Origin of the sequence: Duganella flavida (assembly GCF_009857445.1) — a bacterium.
GTDB classification, from domain to species: Bacteria; Pseudomonadota; Gammaproteobacteria; order Burkholderiales; family Burkholderiaceae_D; genus Rugamonas; species Rugamonas flavida.
This window is the reverse complement of the sequence record NZ_WWCN01000002.1, coordinates 502,121-520,210: the sequence shown is the minus strand read 5'-3', so window position 1 is coordinate 520,210 and position 18,090 is coordinate 502,121. Positions and strand designations below refer to the sequence as shown.

Here is an 18,090-nt window from a genome sequence, read left to right as displayed (position 1 = left end):
CACAACCAAGCACTGATCGCTCTCGCAAGGCGGCGCTGCGACGTGATGTACGCCATGATGCGAGACGGGACACTTTATTGCCCTGCACCTCTCGCAACTGCTTGACGAAGTACATAGGGACACCCCCCAGGTGAGTGGCAGACCTTCGTCGCGCGCATGCAGATCATGCTGCAGCGATCATCAGCGCCGCCTGCCGTGCGGCGGCGCTGATGTGATCCGAAACCGCAGCATCCTGCATCGAACGCGCCGCGATGACAGCCCCAGACAACAAACTCATCAACGCCCACGCACGCTCGGTGCGCAGGGCCGCTGTTGCGTGCGGCATCTTCAGGGCAACTTGCTCGATCACGACCATCATCTGCCTCTGATACATGCCGCGCGCATCATCGCCGGCTCGCATGATTTCCGGACCCAAGCTTTGCAAAGCACACGCCTGGCCCAAGTCACAAGTACGCTTGACGCCCAGGTAAAAATCGACAAAATGGACTATCCAATCAGCGCCGTACTCCAGCTGGAAGCCGGCAACGCCCTGAGCCAGTTCATCCATCCCATCGATAACCGCCCGCTCGAATGCCTCGGTTTTGGAGCGGAAGTGGCTATAGAATGCCCCCGAGGTGACTCCTGCCGCCTTGGCCAGTCCATCGACACCAATGCCGCTGTAACCATGCCGCCGAAAACCGCGTCCGATCCCGGACAGCAAACGCTGGCGCGCTTCTTCGCGTTGTTCATCGCTGTATTGCATAGATCACCCACACCATAAAGATAACGTACGCTATTTTACCGTGCAAGATGGCTCCGCGCCGCCCAAATCTCCCTCGCAACGACAGTCCACAGCGCTAACAAGGCAGCGTCACCAGACTGACCAGGTAGCGCGCCGGGGCGGCGCCGGGATTTTCGTAGACGATGGGCTGGCCTTCGCGGAAGGCCACGCAGTCGCCGGTCTGCAAGTGCCATTGCTGCTCGCCGGCAGTGACGATGATTTCGCCTTCCAGCAGCCAGACTTGCTGGTGGATGTCGGCGCTGTGCGGCGATTGTTCGTACGACACGCGCCGGCCCGGCGGGAATACTACTTCGACCAGCTGCATCGGCGAACGCGCGGCAGGCGACAGCTGGCGACGTGTATAGCCGGAGGCGGGATCGGTCCACACTGGCTGCTGTTGGCGCCGGCTCAGCGGCAACGGCGCGGCATCATCGCTTTCGAACAGCGAAGCCAGTGTCACGCCCAGCGCACTGGCCAGCTTGTCCAGCACGGTGGCGGTGGCGCTGCTCTCGCCGCGCTCGATCAGGGAAATGTTGGATCGGCTGACGCCGCTCCGTTCGGCTAAGGCCGCTAGCGACAGCCCGCGCGCATTGCGCAAAGTCAGCACGCGATTGGCAATGAGTTGATTGATGTCCATGAAATCCATTATACTGGATTTATTATCCAATAAAATGCCATATCATGCCGACCGCCTTTGAAACGCCCGACCAGCCAGAGGTCCACACGCTAATCGCCGAGCTGGACGCTTACCTGTTGGCGCTCTACCCGCCCGAATGCGTCTATGCATTAGACGTGCAAACGCTGCTGCAGCCCAACATCCGCTTCGCCGTGGCGCGCAATGCGCAAGGTGCGGCGATTGGCTGCGGCGCCGTCGTGCTGACCGATGCGTATGCCGAGATCAAGCGTATGTACGTGCGTCCAGCCGCGCGTGGCACTGGCGCAGCACGGGAATTGATGGGATTGTTGGAAGACACGGCGCGCACGGCAGGCTGCCCGCAAATGGTGCTGGAGACAGGTCCGCAGAACCCGGAAGCACTGGCCCTGTACACCCGACAAGGCTTTGAACGCTGCGGACCGTACGGCGATTATCCGGACGATCCGCTCAGCCTTTTCATGCAGAAGAAGCTTTAAGCAGCGGACGGCGCGGCGCCTTTCTTCTTGCGCACTACCGCCAGCGTCGGTGCCTGCGGGCCGAAGATGGCGGCGATACGGTCGAAGCGCGTTGCCGCATCGCCAGTCAGGGTGCCGGAGGCGCCTGCCACCTGGCGCACAATACCCAAGGCCGTGGCCCGCGCTTCCGGCTCTTCCGGCAGCAGCAGCGGCAGATCGTTGAGCGCCGCTTCCTCGTTCACCTGCAGCATCAGGTACTGCTCGCGCAGTATCTTCTTCAGCAAGGTCACACTCATGACCTTGTCATCCGAGGTACGCAAGTGCAGCTGGCGTATGGTGGCAAAAGCGCGCTCGTCGGCCGCGCTCATCTCCGGACTACGGAAGATGTACAGCAAGCCACGGATAATACCCTCGGTCACACCGCCCTCTTTCGTGCGCAGCGCCAGCGCCGCGCGGTTGGCGGTGATGGCAGCTTCGCGCGCAATGTCGCGGCCGATGCGGCGCGGCTTGCCGCCGTCGGTGCTCAAGCCCACCAATGCCTGCAGCACCGGCGAACCGTACACACTGAGGAAGATGTTTTCGGTGGCCTGGTCGCGCGCGTCCCGGTAGCGGTCCAGCGCCTCGACGATCTGCTTCGACCACGCTTCCTGCATCTGCAGGAACACATTGTCCTGACCGACCGGACGGCGCTCAGCGCGCACCTTCTCGGCCAGCGCCGGGATCTGGTTCAGCAGCGGATTTTTACTGGAGAACATGGTGTAGCGCATGCGCAGCGGATGCGACTCGCGCAGCTGTTCCGCGCTGGTCTCGGTCACCATGCTCTTCACCAGCGGGCTGGCAAAGGTCTGGTACAAGCCCTTGTTGATTTCCGAAACGCGTGCCACGGTAGCGAAGCGGCGCTCATCTTCCACATCGTTGCCGCCCAGCGCGCGCAGCGCATCGAGATTGCGGCGCTCGAAGCGCATCACGTAATCGCCCGCAGCCAGGTCGCCCGAGGCGATTTCGGCTTGCAGCATTTCCTCGTCCTTGTCGAGGAATACCGCCTCGTACAAGCCGGGCGGCATGATGTCGATCATGTCCATGGCGGCCGTGAATTCCTCGTGCTCCTTGTTGGCCACCGAGGCCGAAACGAAGATGCCCAAGTGGCCTATGCTCTGGTGCATGGAGTAGATGATGGTCTGGCCGCCGGAGACCAGCGCCGCATCGTCCTCGTACAGATCCAGCACCCAGCCCAGCGCCTGCTGCGGCGGCGTGATGTCATCGCCCCAGGAGCAGAACACCACGATCGGCGACTTCACATTGCGTAGGTCGATACGGTGGCCGGCGCTGTCGAGCAATGCCGCATCGCTCAGGCGGTTGCCGACGAACAGCGAGTCGGCGATGTACTGCATCTCGCCAGCGTTCAGCAGCACCGGATTGCCCCACCATTTTTCAAAGTCCAGGAAGCGGTGCGCTTCGGTGTCGATCTTGGAGTAGACGTTGTAGTTCTTGCTCCACATGGTATTGGCCGGATTCATCTTCTCAAAGTTCTCGACCAGCTGTGCACCGTCGAAGATGCCGTTGCCGAGATCGCCTGCCAGCGCCGTCATCCACGTACCGCCGAGGACGCCGCCGAGGTAGCGCAAAGGATTTTTGCCGCGCACACCGGCCCAGTACGACAGCGGCGCACCGGCCAGTACCAGCGGCCCAACCAGATCGGGATTCAGGGCGCTGGTCATCATGATTTGCCAGCCGGCCTGGCAGTTGCCGATCAGCGCAGGCTTGCCGTCCGCTTCCGGATGCAGCTCCGCCACTTTGGCGATGAACTTCGCTTCGGCGCGGCACACATCTTCAATGGTCTGGCCCGGCACGGGATGCGGCAGGAAGCCGACGAAATAGCATGGGTGCCCCGCCTTGAGCACCACGCCGATTTCACTGTCGTGCTTCATGCCGCCAATGCCAGGACCATGGCCGGCGCGCGGATCGAACACAATGAATGGACGCTTGGTCGGATCAGGCTGAACGCCATCCGGCTGCAAGATGTGCAGCAAGCCGTAGTTGACCGGACGTTCGAGGTGACGGCCATCCATCACCACGTCAAATTGGAAAGTGAGTACGTGGGGAGCGGTTTGCTCAGCGCGATGATTACGCTCGTCGCCGCGTTCGCGCAGCACATCCATGAACAGGATGGAGCGCTGGGCAGCGTCAACCCAGTAGTCGGTTGCCTGCTGGGCAAGGTTGAAGGGATTACTGAACCAATTCACGTGATCCTCCGGTGCGTTGATGTTGCCATGCACCAAAGTACCGCAGGAGAAAGGAAAAGGCAAATGAAAAAAGCCGCCCAAAGGCGGCTTCTTGCACTGACAGCGACTGGCGAATTACGCGTCGCGGGAAGCTTTCTTACGCTCGTGCTCTTTCAGGAAGCGCTTGCGCAGACGGATCGATTTAGGGGTGATTTCCACCAGTTCGTCGTCGTCGATGAATTCCACTGCGTATTCCAGCGACATCTGGATTGGCGGCACCAGACGCACGGCTTCGTCGGTACCCGACGAACGCACGTTGGTCAGCTGCTTGCCCTTGATCGGGTTCACAACCAGATCGTTGTCGCGCGAGTGGATACCGATGATCATGCCTTCGTACACTGGGTCGTTGTGGACCACGAACATACGGCCGCGATCTTGCAGTTTCCAGATAGCGTAAGCAACAGCAGCGCCGTCGTCTTGCGAGATCAGCACGCCGTTACGACGGCCGCCCAGTTCGCCTTTGGTATTGTCGACTGGTGCGTACGCGTCAAACACGTGCGACATCAGGCCGGTACCACGGGTCAGGGTCATGAACTCGCCCTGGAAGCCGATCAGGCCACGGGCTGGAATACGGTATTCCAGACGCACACGGCCTTTGCCGTCCGATTCCATGTTTTGCAGGTCGCCACGACGACGGCCCAGTTCTTCCATCACACCGCCCTGGTTGGCTTCTTCAACGTCAACCGACAGTTGTTCAAACGGCTCGTGGCGTACGCCATCAACCATTTTGAACACCACGCGTGGACGCGATACAGCCATCTCGAAACCTTCGCGACGCATGTTTTCGATCAGGATGGTCAGGTGCAGCTCGCCGCGACCCGAAACTTCAAAGGTGGTGTCGTCTTCGGTTGGAGCAACGCGCAGAGCAACGTTGGCTTTCAGTTCTTTGTCCAGACGATCGCGCAGCTGACGCGAGGTCACGAACTTGCCTTCGCGGCCAGCCAGTGGCGAGTTGTTGACCATGAAGTTCATGGTCAGGGTCGGCTCGTCAACGGTCAGCATCGGCAGCGCTTCTGGGGTATCGGTTGCGCACAGCGTCGAACCGATACCGATTTCGTCGATACCGTTGATCAGGCAGATGTCACCAGCAACAGCTTCGTCTACCAGCACGCGCTCCAGGCCCTTGAAGTTCAGTACCTGATTGATGCGGCCTTTGATCGGGGTAGCGCCTGGGCCATTGATGACCAGAACGTCCTGGCCGACCTTGACGGTACCGCGGTTGACGCGGCCAATGCCGATCTTGCCAACGTAGGACGAGTAGTCCAGCGAGGTGATTTGCATTTGCAGCGGGCCTTCTGGATTATCGTCACGGACTGGCACGTGTTCCAGGATGGCGTCGAACAGCGGCTTCATGTCGCCCGAACGTACGTCTTCGGTCAGGCCGGCGTAGCCGTTCAGACCCGATGCGTAGACGATAGGGAAGTCCAGCTGCTCGTCGGTTGCGCCCAGTTTGTCGAACAGTTCGAAAGTCTGGTTGATGGCCCAGTCAGCGCGCGCGCCCGGACGGTCAACTTTGTTCACGACCACGATCGGCTTCAGGCCCAGGGCCAGTGCTTTACGGGTCACGAAACGGGTCTGTGGCATTGGGCCTTCTTGGGCATCCACCAGCAGCAGAACCGAGTCAACCATCGACAGAACACGTTCCACTTCGCCGCCGAAGTCGGCGTGGCCTGGGGTGTCAACGATGTTGATGTGGGTGCCTTCGTACTCAACCGCGCAGTTCTTCGACAGAATCGTAATGCCGCGCTCTTTTTCGAGGTCGTTCGAGTCCATCACGCGGGTATCAACCGCTTGGTTTTCGCGGAAGGTGCCGGACTGGCGCAGCAGTTGGTCAACCAGGGTGGTTTTACCGTGGTCAACGTGGGCGATGATTGCAATATTGCGAATTGCGCGTTTAGTAGTAGACATGGTCGTTATCTTGGGGAAAAACTGCGGGTAACGTACGGGAGGTACGTAAAGCCGGCTAGTATAGCATGTTGCGACGCAACTTTATCGCTTTATTCGGCGACAAAGGCGATTAAACGTTCCGGGGCCAGGATGCTGTATTCGCCGAGGATGGCGGTACCAAGCAGCTTATCATCCAGATAAACCCGCACCCTGCCCTGCTCCTGCGGTACTTGAATGCTTGGCTCCTTGCCCAGCGGCAGACGCTGGCCGTTGAGGAAGCGCTTGGCCAGATCAGCATTCAAATACACTGCCGGGAAGCTGGTCAGCAAAGCATCCACTGGCGACAGCAGCGACAACGGCGCTTCATGTGCGACCAGTTCATCGAGCGTGATCATGTGCTCGGTAGTCAGGGCGCCGACTTGGGTGCGGCGCAGTGCGTTCAAGTGGGCGCCGCAGCCGAGCGCTTCGCCGATATCTTGGCCCAGCACGCGGATGTAAGTGCCCTTGCTGCAGGTGACCGACAACTTCAGGAACGGCGCTTCATACGAGATCAATTCCAGCTTGTGGATGATGACGTTGCGCGCTTCGCGCTCCAGCGTAATGCCGGCGCGGGCGTACTCGTACAGCGGCTTGCCGTCGCGCTTCAGGGCCGAGTACATCGGCGGCACTTGGGCGATCGGGCCGCGGAATTTTTCCAGCACGGCGTGGATCTGCTCCAGCGTGACGTTGACGTCGCGTGTGTCCACCACCTCGCCCTCGGTGTCACCGGTGTCGGTGGTCTGGCCGAGATGAACGATGGTGTCGTAAGTCTTGTCGGCTTCCAGCAAGTCCTGCGAGAACTTGGTGGCCTCGCCAAAGCACAGCGGCAGCAAGCCGGTGGCAAACGGGTCGAGGGTGCCGGTGTGGCCGGCCTTCTTGGCGTTCAGCACGCGCTTGGCCTTGATCAGGGCGTCATTGCTCGAAAAGCCAACTGGCTTGTCGAGCAGCAGCACGCCGTCCACCAGATCGCGGACGCGCTTGGTACGAGCTTGATTCATTACGCTTGGCCGTCTTCTTCCTGGCCGTCGTCGAGCGAGCGGGTGCTGTTGGCTTGGTCGATCAGCGCCGACATTGCCATGCCGCGCGCGGCCGAGGTGTCGTGCACAAAGTGCAGCTGCGGCAGCGTGTGAATGTGCAGGCGCTTGCCCAGCATATTGCGCAGGTAACCGGCCGCCGCGTGCAAACCTGCCAGCGTGTTCTTCACGGTTTCCGCATCGTCCTTCAGCATGGTGAAGAAGATTTTGGCGTGGGCGTAGTCCGGCGTCAGTTGCACTTCGGCCAGCGTAATCATGCCGACGCGTGGGTCTTTCAGTTCGAATACGATCAGTTCCGACAAGTCTTTCTGGATCTGATCGGCCACGCGCTGACCGCGCTGTGGGATAGTTTTGCTATGTTTTGCCATGATGATTCCATAAACGGCAAGTGGACGGGAAGGCCCGTCCACTTTACCAGATACTGCTGTGCTACCCCGAAATTACAGGGTACGCGCGATTTCCTGCACTTCGAACACTTCCAACGTATCACCCACTTGGATGTCGTTGTAGTTCTTCAGCGACAGGCCGCACTCCAGACCGGCGCGTACTTCTTTGGCGTCGTCCTTGAAGCGTTTGAGCGAGTCGATCTCGCCAGTCCACACCACGATGTTGTTGCGCAGCAGGCGTACCGACGAGGAACGCTTGACCACACCATCGGTCACCAGACAGCCGGCCACTGCGCCAACTTTGGACACCAGGATGACCTGGCGAACTTCGACCTGGCCAATCACGGTTTCGCGTTTTTCTGGCGCCAGCATGCCCGACAGAGCCGATTTGATCTCATCGATCGCATCGTAAATGATGTTGTAGTAGCGAATGTCCACGCCGTTCGACTCGGCCAGCTTGCGTGCCTGTGCATCGGCACGGGCGTTGAAGCCGATGATGACCGCTTTCGAGGCCACCGCCAAGTTGACGTCCGACTCCGTGATGCCACCGACCGCTGCGTGCACGATTTGTACGCGCACTTCCGAGGTCGACAGTTTCTGCAGCGAGCTGACCAGCGCTTCTTGCGAACCTTGCACGTCGGTCTTGATGATCAACGGCAGGTTTTTCACTTCGCCTTCGGCCATCTGGTCGAACATGTTTTCCAGTTTCGCCGCTTGCTGTTTCGCCAGTTTCACGTCGCGGAACTTACCTTGACGGAACAGGCCGATCTCACGGGCTTTACGCTCGTCAGCCATGACCATGACTTCTTCACCGGCTTGCGGCACTTCGGTCAGACCCTGGATTTCGACCGGGATCGATGGACCGGCTTCGGTAATCGGCTTGCCGTTTTCGTCCAGCATGGCGCGAACACGGCCATACGACGAACCAGCCAGAATCACGTCGCCGCGCTTCAGCGTACCGGACTGTACCAGCACGGTTGCAACCGGGCCCTTACCTTTATCCAGACGACCCTCAACCACCAGACCACGGGCTGGCGAATCGATCGGTGCTTTCAGTTCCAGTACCTCGGCTTGCAGCAGCACTTGCTCCAGCAGGTTGTCGATACCTTCACCGGTCTTGGCCGATACCGGCACGAATGGCGATTCGCCACCGTATTCTTCCGGCACCACGCTCTCAGCAACCAGCTCTTGCGTCACACGGTCAACGTTGCCGCCCGGTTTGTCGATCTTATTGATCGCCACCACCAGAGGTACGCCAGCCGCTTTCGCGTGAGCGATCGCTTCTTTGGTTTGCGGCATCACGCCGTCGTCGGCTGCCACCACCAGAATAACGATGTCGGTGGCTTTCGCACCGCGGGCACGCATGGCCGTAAAGGCTTCGTGACCCGGCGTATCCAGGAAGGTGACGATGCCGCGTGGGGTTTCCACGTGGTAGGCGCCGATGTGCTGGGTAATGCCGCCAGCTTCGCCCGACGCCACTTTGGCACGGCGGATGTAATCCAGCAGCGAGGTTTTACCGTGGTCGACGTGACCCATAACGGTCACCACCGGAGCGCGCGATACCGCTTCGAAGTGGGCGTGCTCACCTTGGTCAGCCAGAATTGCTTCTGGATCGTCTTCTTCGGCGGCGTGGGCTTTGTGGCCCATTTCTTCCACCACGATCATCGCGGTTTCTTGATCCAGCACCTGGTTGATGGTGCACATCTGGCCCAGCTTCATCAGCTGTTTAATGACCTCGGATGCCTTGACGGACATCTTGTGCGCCAGTTCGGCCACGGTGATGGTTTCTGGTACGTGCACATCTTTAACGATGGCTTCAGTCGGGGCCTGGAAGTTGGTTTCGCGATCATCCGATTGATGATGGCGACGACCACCCTTGCCACCGCGCCAGCTGTCGCGGCCGGTGCTTGGGCCGGTGCTACCACCACGGCCTTTGTTACCGCCCGGCGCGCCGCGTTTCTTGGCGTCGTCCTGCCAGGTCGACGAGACGTTAGCCGATTTGATCGACTTCTTGTCTGCGCCGGCCACGGCTGGTTTCTTGTCGCCTGGCTTATCGCCCGGCTTGGCCGTAGCGGTGGTCGCTGGCTTGTGCAGCGTGCCTTCCGCCACTTTCGGCTTGACCGGAGCTGGTGCTGGCTCAGGGGCTTTGATGGCGCGGCGTGGCGCGTTCATCATGGCCTTGATCTGGGCTACTTCATCAGCCACAGCTTGGCGTGCGCGCTCGGTGGCAGCAGCTTGTTCAGCGGCTTCCTTGGCAGCAGCGGCGGCTTTCTTCTTGGCTTCGTCCGAAGCGGCTTTTTGCTTGGCTTCTTCAGCAGCAGTGTCCACGGTCGGCGCGGCAGCAGGAGCGGCAGCAGCAGCGGCCTTGGCGGCAGCAGCTTTCTTGGCTTCTTCTTCGGCTTCCTTCTTGGCGGCAGCTTCAGCAGCTTCGGTGGCTTTGGCTTGGGCGGCTTTGTCCGCTTCCAGCTTGGCCAGACGCTCTTGCTTCTCGCGCAGTTCCGCTTCCTGACGTGCGATCAGTTCTGCTTGCTTGCGTACTTCTTCTTCGCGGCGAGCGGTTTCAGCCGGGTCGATCACCTGCGCGGCCGGAGCGGCAGGCGTGGTGGTCAGCGGCTCATCGCGCTGTACGAAGGTACGCGTTTTCTTGACGGCGACCTGAATCGTGCGGGCTTTGCCATTGGCATCGGCCTGCTTGATCTCGGTGGTTTCCTTGCGCGTCAGCGTAATTTTCTTCTTCTCTTCAGCACCGGCGCCGTGGGTACGACGCAGGTGGTCGAGCAGCTTATCCTTATCATCTTTCGACAATGGATCTGACGTCGAACTTTTCTCGACGCCGGCAGAACGCAGCTGCGTCAGCAGCAAGTCTGCAGGCATCTTCAGTTCGGTGGCAAATTGGGCTACGTTGTTACTCGCCATTCAGTCCTCTTTTCTATGTGTCGCGGAGATGATAAAAATAATCAAATTAAGCCTTTGCAGATTCAGTCAAACTCCAGGCCTTGGCTTGCAAGCCTTTGGCGCGGTCGTCGTACTTCGCATCAACCAACTTCATCTCATCGTCGGTCACATCTTCAAATTCACTCGTAATCAGTGCACGTGCACGGTCAGACGACAGGGCCAGAATGGCGCCGAACTCGTCATAAGCCAGGCCGGCAAACGCTTCTACCGTTTTGATACCAGCCAGGCCCAGCTTGCCAGCGGTGATGCGGTCCATGCCTTCCAGACCGACCAGCGCCTCGTCCATGCCTTCCAGGCCTTCTTCCGAAGCGATGGCTTCGGTGACCAGGGCGTCACGGGCGCGGGTGCGCAGTTCGTTGACGGTATCTTCGTCAAACGATTCGATTTCCAACATTTCGGAGATCGGCACGTAAGCGATTTCTTCCAGGCTGGCAAAGCCTTCTTCCACCAGGATGTCGGCCACTTCCTGGTCGACGTCCAGTTTTTCCATAAACAGCGCGCGGATAGCGGCGGTTTCCTGGGCTGCCTTGTCGGCCGATTCCTCGGCCGTCATGATATTGATCTTCCAGCCGGTCAGGTCGGAAGCCAAGCGTACGTTCTGGCCGGAGCGGCCGATGGCGATCGCCAGGTTCTCTTCGTCCACCACCACGTCCATCGCATGCTTCTCTTCGTCAACGACGATCGAGGACACGTTGGCTGGCGCCAGGGCGCCGATGACGAACTGCGCTGGATCTTCGGACCACAGCACGATGTCCACGCGCTCGCCGCCCAGCTCGCCGGTAACAGCTTGTACGCGCGAACCGCGCATACCAACGCAGGTACCGATCGGATCGATACGCTTGTCAGCGGTGTAGACAGCGATCTTGGCGCGCACGCCGGCGTCGCGGGCTGCCGATTTAATGTCCAGCATGCCTTGCTCGATCTCTGGCACTTCCAGTTCAAACAGCTTCATGATGAACTCTGGCGCGGTACGCGACAGAATCACTTGCGGGCCGCGCATATTGCGGTCAACGCGCAGGATGTAAGCACGAACGCGGTCGCCGATACGCAGGTTCTCTTTCGGGATCATCTGGTCGCGTGGCAGGCGGGCTTCGATCTTGCCCGACTCAACGATCGCATCGCCACGTTCCATACGCTTGATGGTGCCGGTCACCAGCGAGTCGCCGCGTTCCAGGAAGTCCGCCAGGATTTGTTCGCGTTCAGCATCGCGCACGCGCTGCAGCACCACTTGCTTGGTGTCTTGCGCAAAGCGGCGGCCGAATTCCACCGATTCAATCGGCTCTTCAATGTGGTCGTCCACTTCGATGTCAGCGATTTGTTCTTTCGCTTCGAAGTGCAGGATTTCTTGGTCCGGCAATTGCAGGCCCGCTTCGTCAGGCACCACATGCCAGCGACGGAAGGATTCGAACTCACCCGACTCGCGGTCGATCGAAACGCGGATGTCGACTTCACCCTCATACCGTTTCTTCGTGGCTTGCGCCAACGCGAATTCCAGTGCGCCGAAAACTACATCTTTATCGACGTTCTTCTCACGCGCCAGCGCGTCTACCAATAACAAAACTTCGCGACTCATGCTTTGCGTCCCTTAAAATCCACCTGTGGCACCAAGCGTGCCTTATCCACATCGGCGAGCGTAAAATCCAACTGCGCCGGACCTTCATTGCTTTCAAATTCCAACGACAAATTCTCGCCCTCAGGTTCCAACAGGACACCCGTGAACGATTTCCGGTTGTTCGTACCCGGCATGGCTGCGCGCAGTTTAATGACTACTTCGCAACCGGCAAAACGTGCAAAATCCGACAGCTTGCGCAGCGGACGATCCAGACCCGGCGAGGAAATTTCCAGACGCTCGTAAGGAATGTTCTCGACCGTCAACAAGTGCGACAGCTGATGGCTGACCGTGGCACAATCTTCCACGGTAATCAGGCCTCTTGCTTCGGCATCTTCCGCGCTGAAATCGATAAACACGCGCAGCAGTCCACGCTCGGCCCGTTCAACATCAACCAGCTCATAGCCCAGACCGGCGACGGTCTTTTCAATTAATTCCATCAGCTGCAAGAAAATTCTCCAGTTCAAGACCTGTTTATGCGGTGCATAAAACAAGCCTGTAAAAACGGTTCAACAAAAAAAAAATGGGCATCTGCCCATCTTTCTAAAACACCCAGCCAGATGAAGAGTTCCAGAGCAGTTTTGCATCCTTGAACTTCTACTAGGCTGGATATTATAACCTTATATGAACTTCGCTGCAATGCCGCACGGGCAGCATGGCAGACTTACAACAAGGCTAAAGAAGCTTTAATCAACCCTTGCGACGGCGCGGCATACCGTGATCTGCGGCGCCACCACGGGGCTGCTGGCCGCGGCGCGGCGCGCCATTGGTAGCGCCAAAACCGAAGGTGGTTTGCAGCGGATCCGGCTGGCGTGGACCACGGCTTGGCCCTTTGGCCTGCTGATCGCGGCCCTGGCCTTGACCACCTTGACCCTGACCACCCTGGCCGCGACTCTGACCGCCTTGGCCTTGACCTTGCGGACGGCCACCCTGGCCTTGCGCGCGCGGAGCCGGCGCTTCACCCAGCGGACGGCCACCGGCGTAAGCACCGATACCCTGCGGACGACCACCCGGACGGCTCGAAGTCTGGCCTTGGCCACCTTGACCACCTGGACGACCTTTGCCGCCACGGTTGCCATTGCCACCATTGCCGCCATTCCCACCGCCGTTGCCACCGAAGCCACCTTGGCCACGACCACCGCTGCGCGGCTGCTTGGCGAACGGCAGCGCGTTCGCGTTACTCAGGTCAGCACGATTAAAGTTCGGCTCATCGTCATCATCTTCGTCGCCATCGTAGACATCACGATCGTCACGACGCTCGGCGCGCTCAGCGTGCTGGTCGCGCTGTCCATTGCGACCGCGCTTTTCCGGCCCCTTGTTCTGGGCCGGCTTGGCTTGCTGCTGCGGCTTGCCTGCTGCAGGCTGCTGCTGCGACACCGGCTTGGCGCCGTCACTGACTTTTTTCTCGATGCTGTAGGCAGCCATCAGGCCGCGCACTGCATTTTCTTCCATCTCTTCCCAGCGGCCGCGTTTCAGGCTGCTTGGCAGGGTCATGGCGCCGTAGCGGGTACGGATCAGGCGCGACACGGTCAGGCCGATCGCTTCAAACATGCGGCGCACCTCGCGGTTACGGCCTTCGCCGATAATCACGCGGTACCACTTGTTAATGCCCTCGCCACCGCCGTCGGCGATTTTGGAGAATTGCGCCATACCGTCTTCCAGCTCAACGCCGGCCAGCAGTTTCTGGCGCATGCCCTCTTCCAGTTCGCCCAGCGTACGCACTGCGTATTCACGGTCGATGCCGTAGCGTGGGTGCATCAGGCGGTTAGCCAGGTCACCGGAGGTGGTGAACAGCAGCAGGCCTTCGGTGTTGAAGTCGAGGCGGCCAACGGCCAGCCATTTACCGGCCTTCATGGTCGGCAGGCGATCGAACACCGATGGACGGCCATCCGGATCATCCATCGAGACGATCTCGCCAGCTGGCTTGTGATAGATCAGCACGCGCGGCGGCTTCTTGCTCACGCGGCGCTGGATCAGCTTGCCGTTGATGCGCACGGCATCGGTCGGCAAGATGCGCTGGCCGATGTGGGCTGGCTCGCCGTTGACCGACACGCGGCCGGACACGATCAGCTCTTCCATGTCGCGGCGCGAACCGAGACCGGCTTCGGCCAGTACTTTGTGCAGCTTCGGCGCGTCGTCTTCCGAGGTCAGGTCGCGGCGGACTTGCTTGGCTGGCTGACGGCCTTTGCCATCTTCGCTATCGAAGGCGTCCGAGGTGACGTAGGAGAAGGCAGCATCAGCATCATTGCCCTTGGCGCCACCGGCGTTCTGGCCACCGCGCTGCTTGCCCTTCTTGTTGTTCTTACCGTTGCGCTGGTTATTGTTATTGCGTTGCTCGTGGCGTGGCTTGCTCTCACGCGCCACCGGTTCAGCGCCACCCTCGACAGCCGGGGCAACATCACCTTCAGCAGCAACCACTGGCTCAGGACGCGGCATCGACGCTTCACGCAGCGCACGCTGTTCGCGCATCTGGCGCGGACCGCGTGGGCGCTGCTGGCGTTCGCCACGCTCAGCGCGTTCACCGGTTTCAACTGGTGCAGCGGCAGGCGCTTCGGCAGCAGCCGGCGCTGACGCGACTACGGCAGCAGCTTCAGCGGCTGGCGCAGCAACTTTCTTGGCGCGCGGCTTCTTGGCAGGCGCTTCGCCCTCGACAGCAACAACGGCTTCGGCAGCGTCAGCCTTCTTGGCGCGCGGCTTTTTCACTGGCGCCGGTGCATCGGCAGCGGCAACTTCAGCCTCGGCGGCTTTGGTCTTGCGCTTAGGCTTGGCGGCAGGCGCTTCGCCGGCAACTGCTTGCGCAGCATTATCAGCCTCAATTTGGGCTTTGGTGCGGCGCTTAGGCTTGGCTACAACTTCAGCTGCGTCGCTGACTGTCTCAGGGGTATTAGGTTTGTTCATTATTCGTTTCTTGGTTGTGCTCAGCGTCAACCGTTAAATCTGGCGCGGGGCCGGTTTCTTGCTCAGCGCTCTCTTGCGCCGCTTTTTCAAAGTTCTCTTGCAGAGCCGCTTCCAGGGTTTCCATGGCGTTCTGACCATCACTGATTTGCTGCAAAGGCGGCAGCTGGGACAGCGAATTCAAGCCCAAATCATCCAAAAACTGCTTGGTGGTGCCCAGCAAAGCCGGGCGGCCAACGACATCACGGTAACCAATGGCGTCCACCCAGCCACGGTCCTCCAGCATCTTGATCGTCTGCGAGTTGACGGCTACACCGCGTATCTCCTCAATATCGCCGCGCGTCACCGGTTGGCGATAAGCGATGATGGCCAGCGTTTCCAGCGTTGCCCGCGTGTAGCGGGCCGGTTTTTCCGGATTCAGCCGGTCGAGATACAACTTCATCTCGGGACGGCTCTGGAAGCGCCAGCCGGTCGCCAGGCTGATCACCTCAACGCCCTTGCCGGCCCAATCGAGCCGCAATTCTTCCAGCAATTCCTTGATCGTATCGGCGCCAACGCCGGGACCGCGCGGCCTGTCTTGGTCGTCCAGTTCGACAAACAGTTTTTTCAGACTGTGGATCGATAACGGCTCACGAGCGCATAGCAAGGCGGTTTCGAGGACTTTTTTAGCCTCAAGATTATCCATAAGCAAAATCGAAAGAAATCAATCACATTCAGTGAGGCTGGTGGGAGTTACTCGCTGAAGCTGCTTTTCCGACGCCAAGGCCTATGCGCACCTGGCGGGAGAGAGGGACATGCCGGCAACGGCCTAGACCGTTGCTTTCTACGTGAAACGTGGGCAGGAAGCCAGACGTTTCATCCAACACCGCGAATTGTACCTGATAAAACCGCAAAACGCGCATTTCGACGTCATCGAAATGTAACCGAGCTTACGCGGCGGCAAGACGATCCGACAAAATTGCCGAAACACCAACGAAGGCGGGGTACTCTGCGGTGATCACAAAAGTCGGCACCGCCGACAGGTATTTATTGAAACGGCCTTTGGCTTCGAAGCGGGCACGGAAGCCGGAACGATCGAAACGCTCGCCCAGTTTCGGCACGATGCCGCCGCCGATGTAGATGCCGCCCTGCGCGCCCAAGGTCACGGCGATATTGCCGGCGATGGTGCCCAGCATGCAGCAAAAGGCTTCGATCACGTCATCGCACAGCGAGCATTCGCCGGCCAGCGCACGGCGCGAGATTTCTGCGGCGCTCAGTTTTTCCGCCGGCAGGTCGCCGTGATCGGCCAGGGCGCGGTAGATCAGTTCGATACCGGCGCCGGACATCAGGCGCTCGGCCGATACGTGTTCAAATTCTTTCCAGGCGAATTGCAGGATCGCCACTTCGGTCGGATTGGCCGGCGAGAAGGTCACGTGACCACCTTCGCTCAGCAGCGCGGTCCAGCCATCCTTGCCCGGAATCAGGCCAGAAACGCCGAGGCCGGTGCCGGCGCCGATCAGGCCCAACGGGGTACCCACCACACCGACGCCACCGCCGACTTGATGTTTTTGGGTTGCCGACAGTTGCGGCAGCGAGCTGGCCAGCGCGGTAAAGTCATTCACCACCACCAGGGTGTCGAAATTAACTTCGCGGCGCAGCGCCTCAATCGAGAATGCCCAGTGGTGGTTGGTCATGCGCACCATGTCGCCGGTGACCGGGTTGGCAATCGCAATCGCGCCATTCCGGATGCCAGTGACGCCGGCTTGGGCTACGGTTGGCGACGCCAGGTACGCAACCAAGGCGGCGGCCAGGGTCGGGTAAGCGGCGCACGCCAGCACTTCGATCGCTTCAATCTTGCCCGGGGCGGTTTCCAGCGCAAAGCGCGCATTGGTCCCGCCGATGTCCGCCAGCAGACGCGGGCCACCAGGGAATGCAGTGGTCAGGGAGGGAGGCGTTTGTACGGACTGAGCTGTCATGATGGATCGAAATTAGTTGAGGCCTAAGCTTAAGGTATTTTGCCTGCAGCAGGCAAGCGATGTTTGTAGTTTTAGTACAGTTTGCTACACAACTTTGCATTACGGGAAATTTCGCCCGTAGTATGACTACCAGCCATAAAATTGGAATCGATTCCAATCTTACCCTAAAAATACGCCGCACAAGGCGGCGCAATCTGTTTAAGCCGAGGCCGTATTATCTTCCGGCAGCGATTCAGTGGGAGCGCGGAAGGCCGCGTTCCATGCTTCCAACCCGCCATGCAGCGGACGGGCCAGATGGTAGCCGTGGCCGATCAAGCCTTTCGCCACATGGGCGGCGGTGACGTCGTTCGGGCAGCTGCAGTACACGATGATATGGCGGCCCTTGTCCAGCGCAATGATCTCGGCGTTCGGGTCGCCGCCGTTGAACAGCAGTGCGCCCGGCACGGCCGGATCCAGCATCTGTGCCGTCACGCTGCGGGCGTCCACCAGGATGGGCTCGCCGCCCTGCTCCAGCAGTTGCTTCAGATCGTCAATCGTAATGCGCTCAATATCGACCGACTGATGGAATCGCTTGCGCTCCACATATTTGAACGACACAAACAACAGCAGCAGCACGCCCAGCACGATCAGCGCGGTGGTGCCCATGGTGCTCAGGATATCCAGCACCTGGTCCACACTGGTGTGGAAGAAGGCGCCGATGGCGATGCCTGCACCGCTCCAGACCAGCCCACCCAGCACGCTGAAGCCGAGGAACACGCTGGTGCGTGTGCCCATGGCGCCGGCCAGCGGCGGTGCGATGGTATTAAAGCCGGGGATGAATTTAGCGACGATCAGCGCTTTCGGGCCCCAGCGGTTGAAGTTGTCTTCAGTCTGGCTGACGCAATAATCGGGCGACAGCGAAATTTTGCACAGCAGCTTGAGGATGCGCTTGCCATAGTAGCGCCCGGCGCGGAACCAGAAATAGTCGCTGATCAGGCAGGCAACCAGCGCCACGCCCAGCACAGCCGGCCAGTGGGCGTCGCCATCAACCGACATGGCGCCGGCCACGATCAAAACCGGGAACGCAGGAATAGGCAAGCCGATCTGCTCGACCAGCACTATCCCGAACACGATCAGGACGCCATATTCTTGCAGCAGGAGGATTAAATTCGCCATTCAGATATCTTAACTTAAAAACC

General features: G+C 59.9%; 14 protein-coding genes. 1 reads left to right on the top strand and 13 read right to left on the bottom strand.

Annotation, left to right across the window (positions count from 1 at the left end; translation table 11 throughout):
• Positions 1 to 163: 163 nt before the first annotated feature.
• Together GTP46_RS04560 and GTP46_RS04555 are read right to left on the bottom strand one after the other, a co-directional pair.
• Positions 164 to 742 carry a TetR/AcrR family transcriptional regulator gene (locus tag GTP46_RS04560; protein ID WP_161005424.1) on the bottom strand — a complete coding sequence of 193 codons (579 nt, stop codon included), beginning with the start codon at positions 740 to 742 and terminating at the stop codon, positions 164 to 166.
• Between the two features lie 94 nt (positions 743 to 836).
• Positions 837 to 1,397 (bottom strand): helix-turn-helix domain-containing protein, encoded by a 561-nt coding sequence (locus tag GTP46_RS04555; RefSeq protein WP_161005423.1) that lies wholly within the window; start codon positions 1,395 to 1,397, stop codon positions 837 to 839.
• 44 nt (positions 1,398 to 1,441) lie between these two features.
• Between GTP46_RS04555 and GTP46_RS04550 the strand changes: the two genes are divergently transcribed.
• Positions 1,442 to 1,891 (top strand): GNAT family N-acetyltransferase, encoded by a 450-nt coding sequence (locus GTP46_RS04550; RefSeq protein WP_161005422.1) that lies wholly within the window; start codon positions 1,442 to 1,444, stop codon positions 1,889 to 1,891.
• On the opposite strand, the gene GTP46_RS04545 is transcribed toward GTP46_RS04550, so the two are convergent.
• The 11 genes from GTP46_RS04545 to GTP46_RS04495 form a co-directional block, all read right to left on the bottom strand.
• The gene (locus tag GTP46_RS04545; RefSeq protein ID WP_161005421.1) at positions 1,888 to 4,113 is read right to left on the bottom strand and encodes a DUF3141 domain-containing protein; all 2,226 of its coding nucleotides are present in this window, start codon (positions 4,111 to 4,113) and stop codon (positions 1,888 to 1,890) included. The two genes, GTP46_RS04550 and GTP46_RS04545, sit on opposite strands and share 4 nt — an antisense overlap.
• A gap of 114 nt (positions 4,114 to 4,227) precedes the next feature.
• Entirely contained in the window at positions 4,228 to 6,060 is a 1,833-nt protein-coding gene (gene typA, locus GTP46_RS04540) for a translational GTPase TypA (protein ID WP_161005420.1), read from the bottom strand.
• A gap of 89 nt (positions 6,061 to 6,149) precedes the next feature.
• Positions 6,150 to 7,076, bottom strand: coding sequence for a tRNA pseudouridine(55) synthase TruB (gene truB / locus GTP46_RS04535; protein ID WP_161005419.1), 927 nt, complete (start codon positions 7,074 to 7,076; stop codon positions 6,150 to 6,152).
• Positions 7,076 to 7,480, bottom strand: a complete 405-nt coding sequence (gene rbfA / locus GTP46_RS04530; protein WP_161005418.1) for a 30S ribosome-binding factor RbfA — start codon at positions 7,478 to 7,480, stop codon at positions 7,076 to 7,078. The genes truB and rbfA overlap by 1 nt, the downstream gene beginning before the upstream one ends.
• Positions 7,481 to 7,552: 72 nt before the next feature.
• Complete coding sequence (gene infB, locus GTP46_RS04525) at positions 7,553 to 10,414, bottom strand: translation initiation factor IF-2 (RefSeq protein ID WP_161005417.1); 2,862 nt, start codon at positions 10,412 to 10,414, stop codon at positions 7,553 to 7,555.
• Positions 10,415 to 10,460: 46 nt separating this feature from the next.
• A complete protein-coding gene (gene nusA, locus GTP46_RS04520; protein ID WP_161005416.1) occupies positions 10,461 to 12,026 on the bottom strand; it encodes a transcription termination factor NusA in 1,566 nt (521 codons plus the stop codon).
• Complete coding sequence (gene rimP / locus GTP46_RS04515) at positions 12,023 to 12,511, bottom strand: ribosome maturation factor RimP (protein WP_161005415.1); 489 nt, start codon at positions 12,509 to 12,511, stop codon at positions 12,023 to 12,025. Before rimP ends, nusA begins: the two co-directional genes overlap by 4 nt.
• A gap of 241 nt (positions 12,512 to 12,752) precedes the next feature.
• On the bottom strand, positions 12,753 to 14,960 hold the full coding sequence (locus GTP46_RS04510; protein ID WP_161005414.1) for a pseudouridine synthase: 2,208 nt from the start codon (positions 14,958 to 14,960) through the stop codon (positions 12,753 to 12,755).
• On the bottom strand, positions 14,947 to 15,642 hold the full coding sequence (scpB, locus tag GTP46_RS04505; protein ID WP_161005413.1) for an SMC-Scp complex subunit ScpB: 696 nt from the start codon (positions 15,640 to 15,642) through the stop codon (positions 14,947 to 14,949). Before scpB ends, GTP46_RS04510 begins: the two co-directional genes overlap by 14 nt.
• 244 nt (positions 15,643 to 15,886) lie before the next feature.
• Complete coding sequence (locus tag GTP46_RS04500) at positions 15,887 to 16,912, bottom strand: glucokinase (RefSeq protein WP_161005412.1); 1,026 nt, start codon at positions 16,910 to 16,912, stop codon at positions 15,887 to 15,889.
• Between the two features lie 198 nt (positions 16,913 to 17,110).
• Positions 17,111 to 18,067: a VTT domain-containing protein gene (locus GTP46_RS04495; RefSeq protein WP_161005411.1), complete on the bottom strand. Its 957-nt coding sequence runs from the start codon at positions 18,065 to 18,067 to the stop codon at positions 17,111 to 17,113.
• Positions 18,068 to 18,090: the final 23 nt, after the last annotated feature.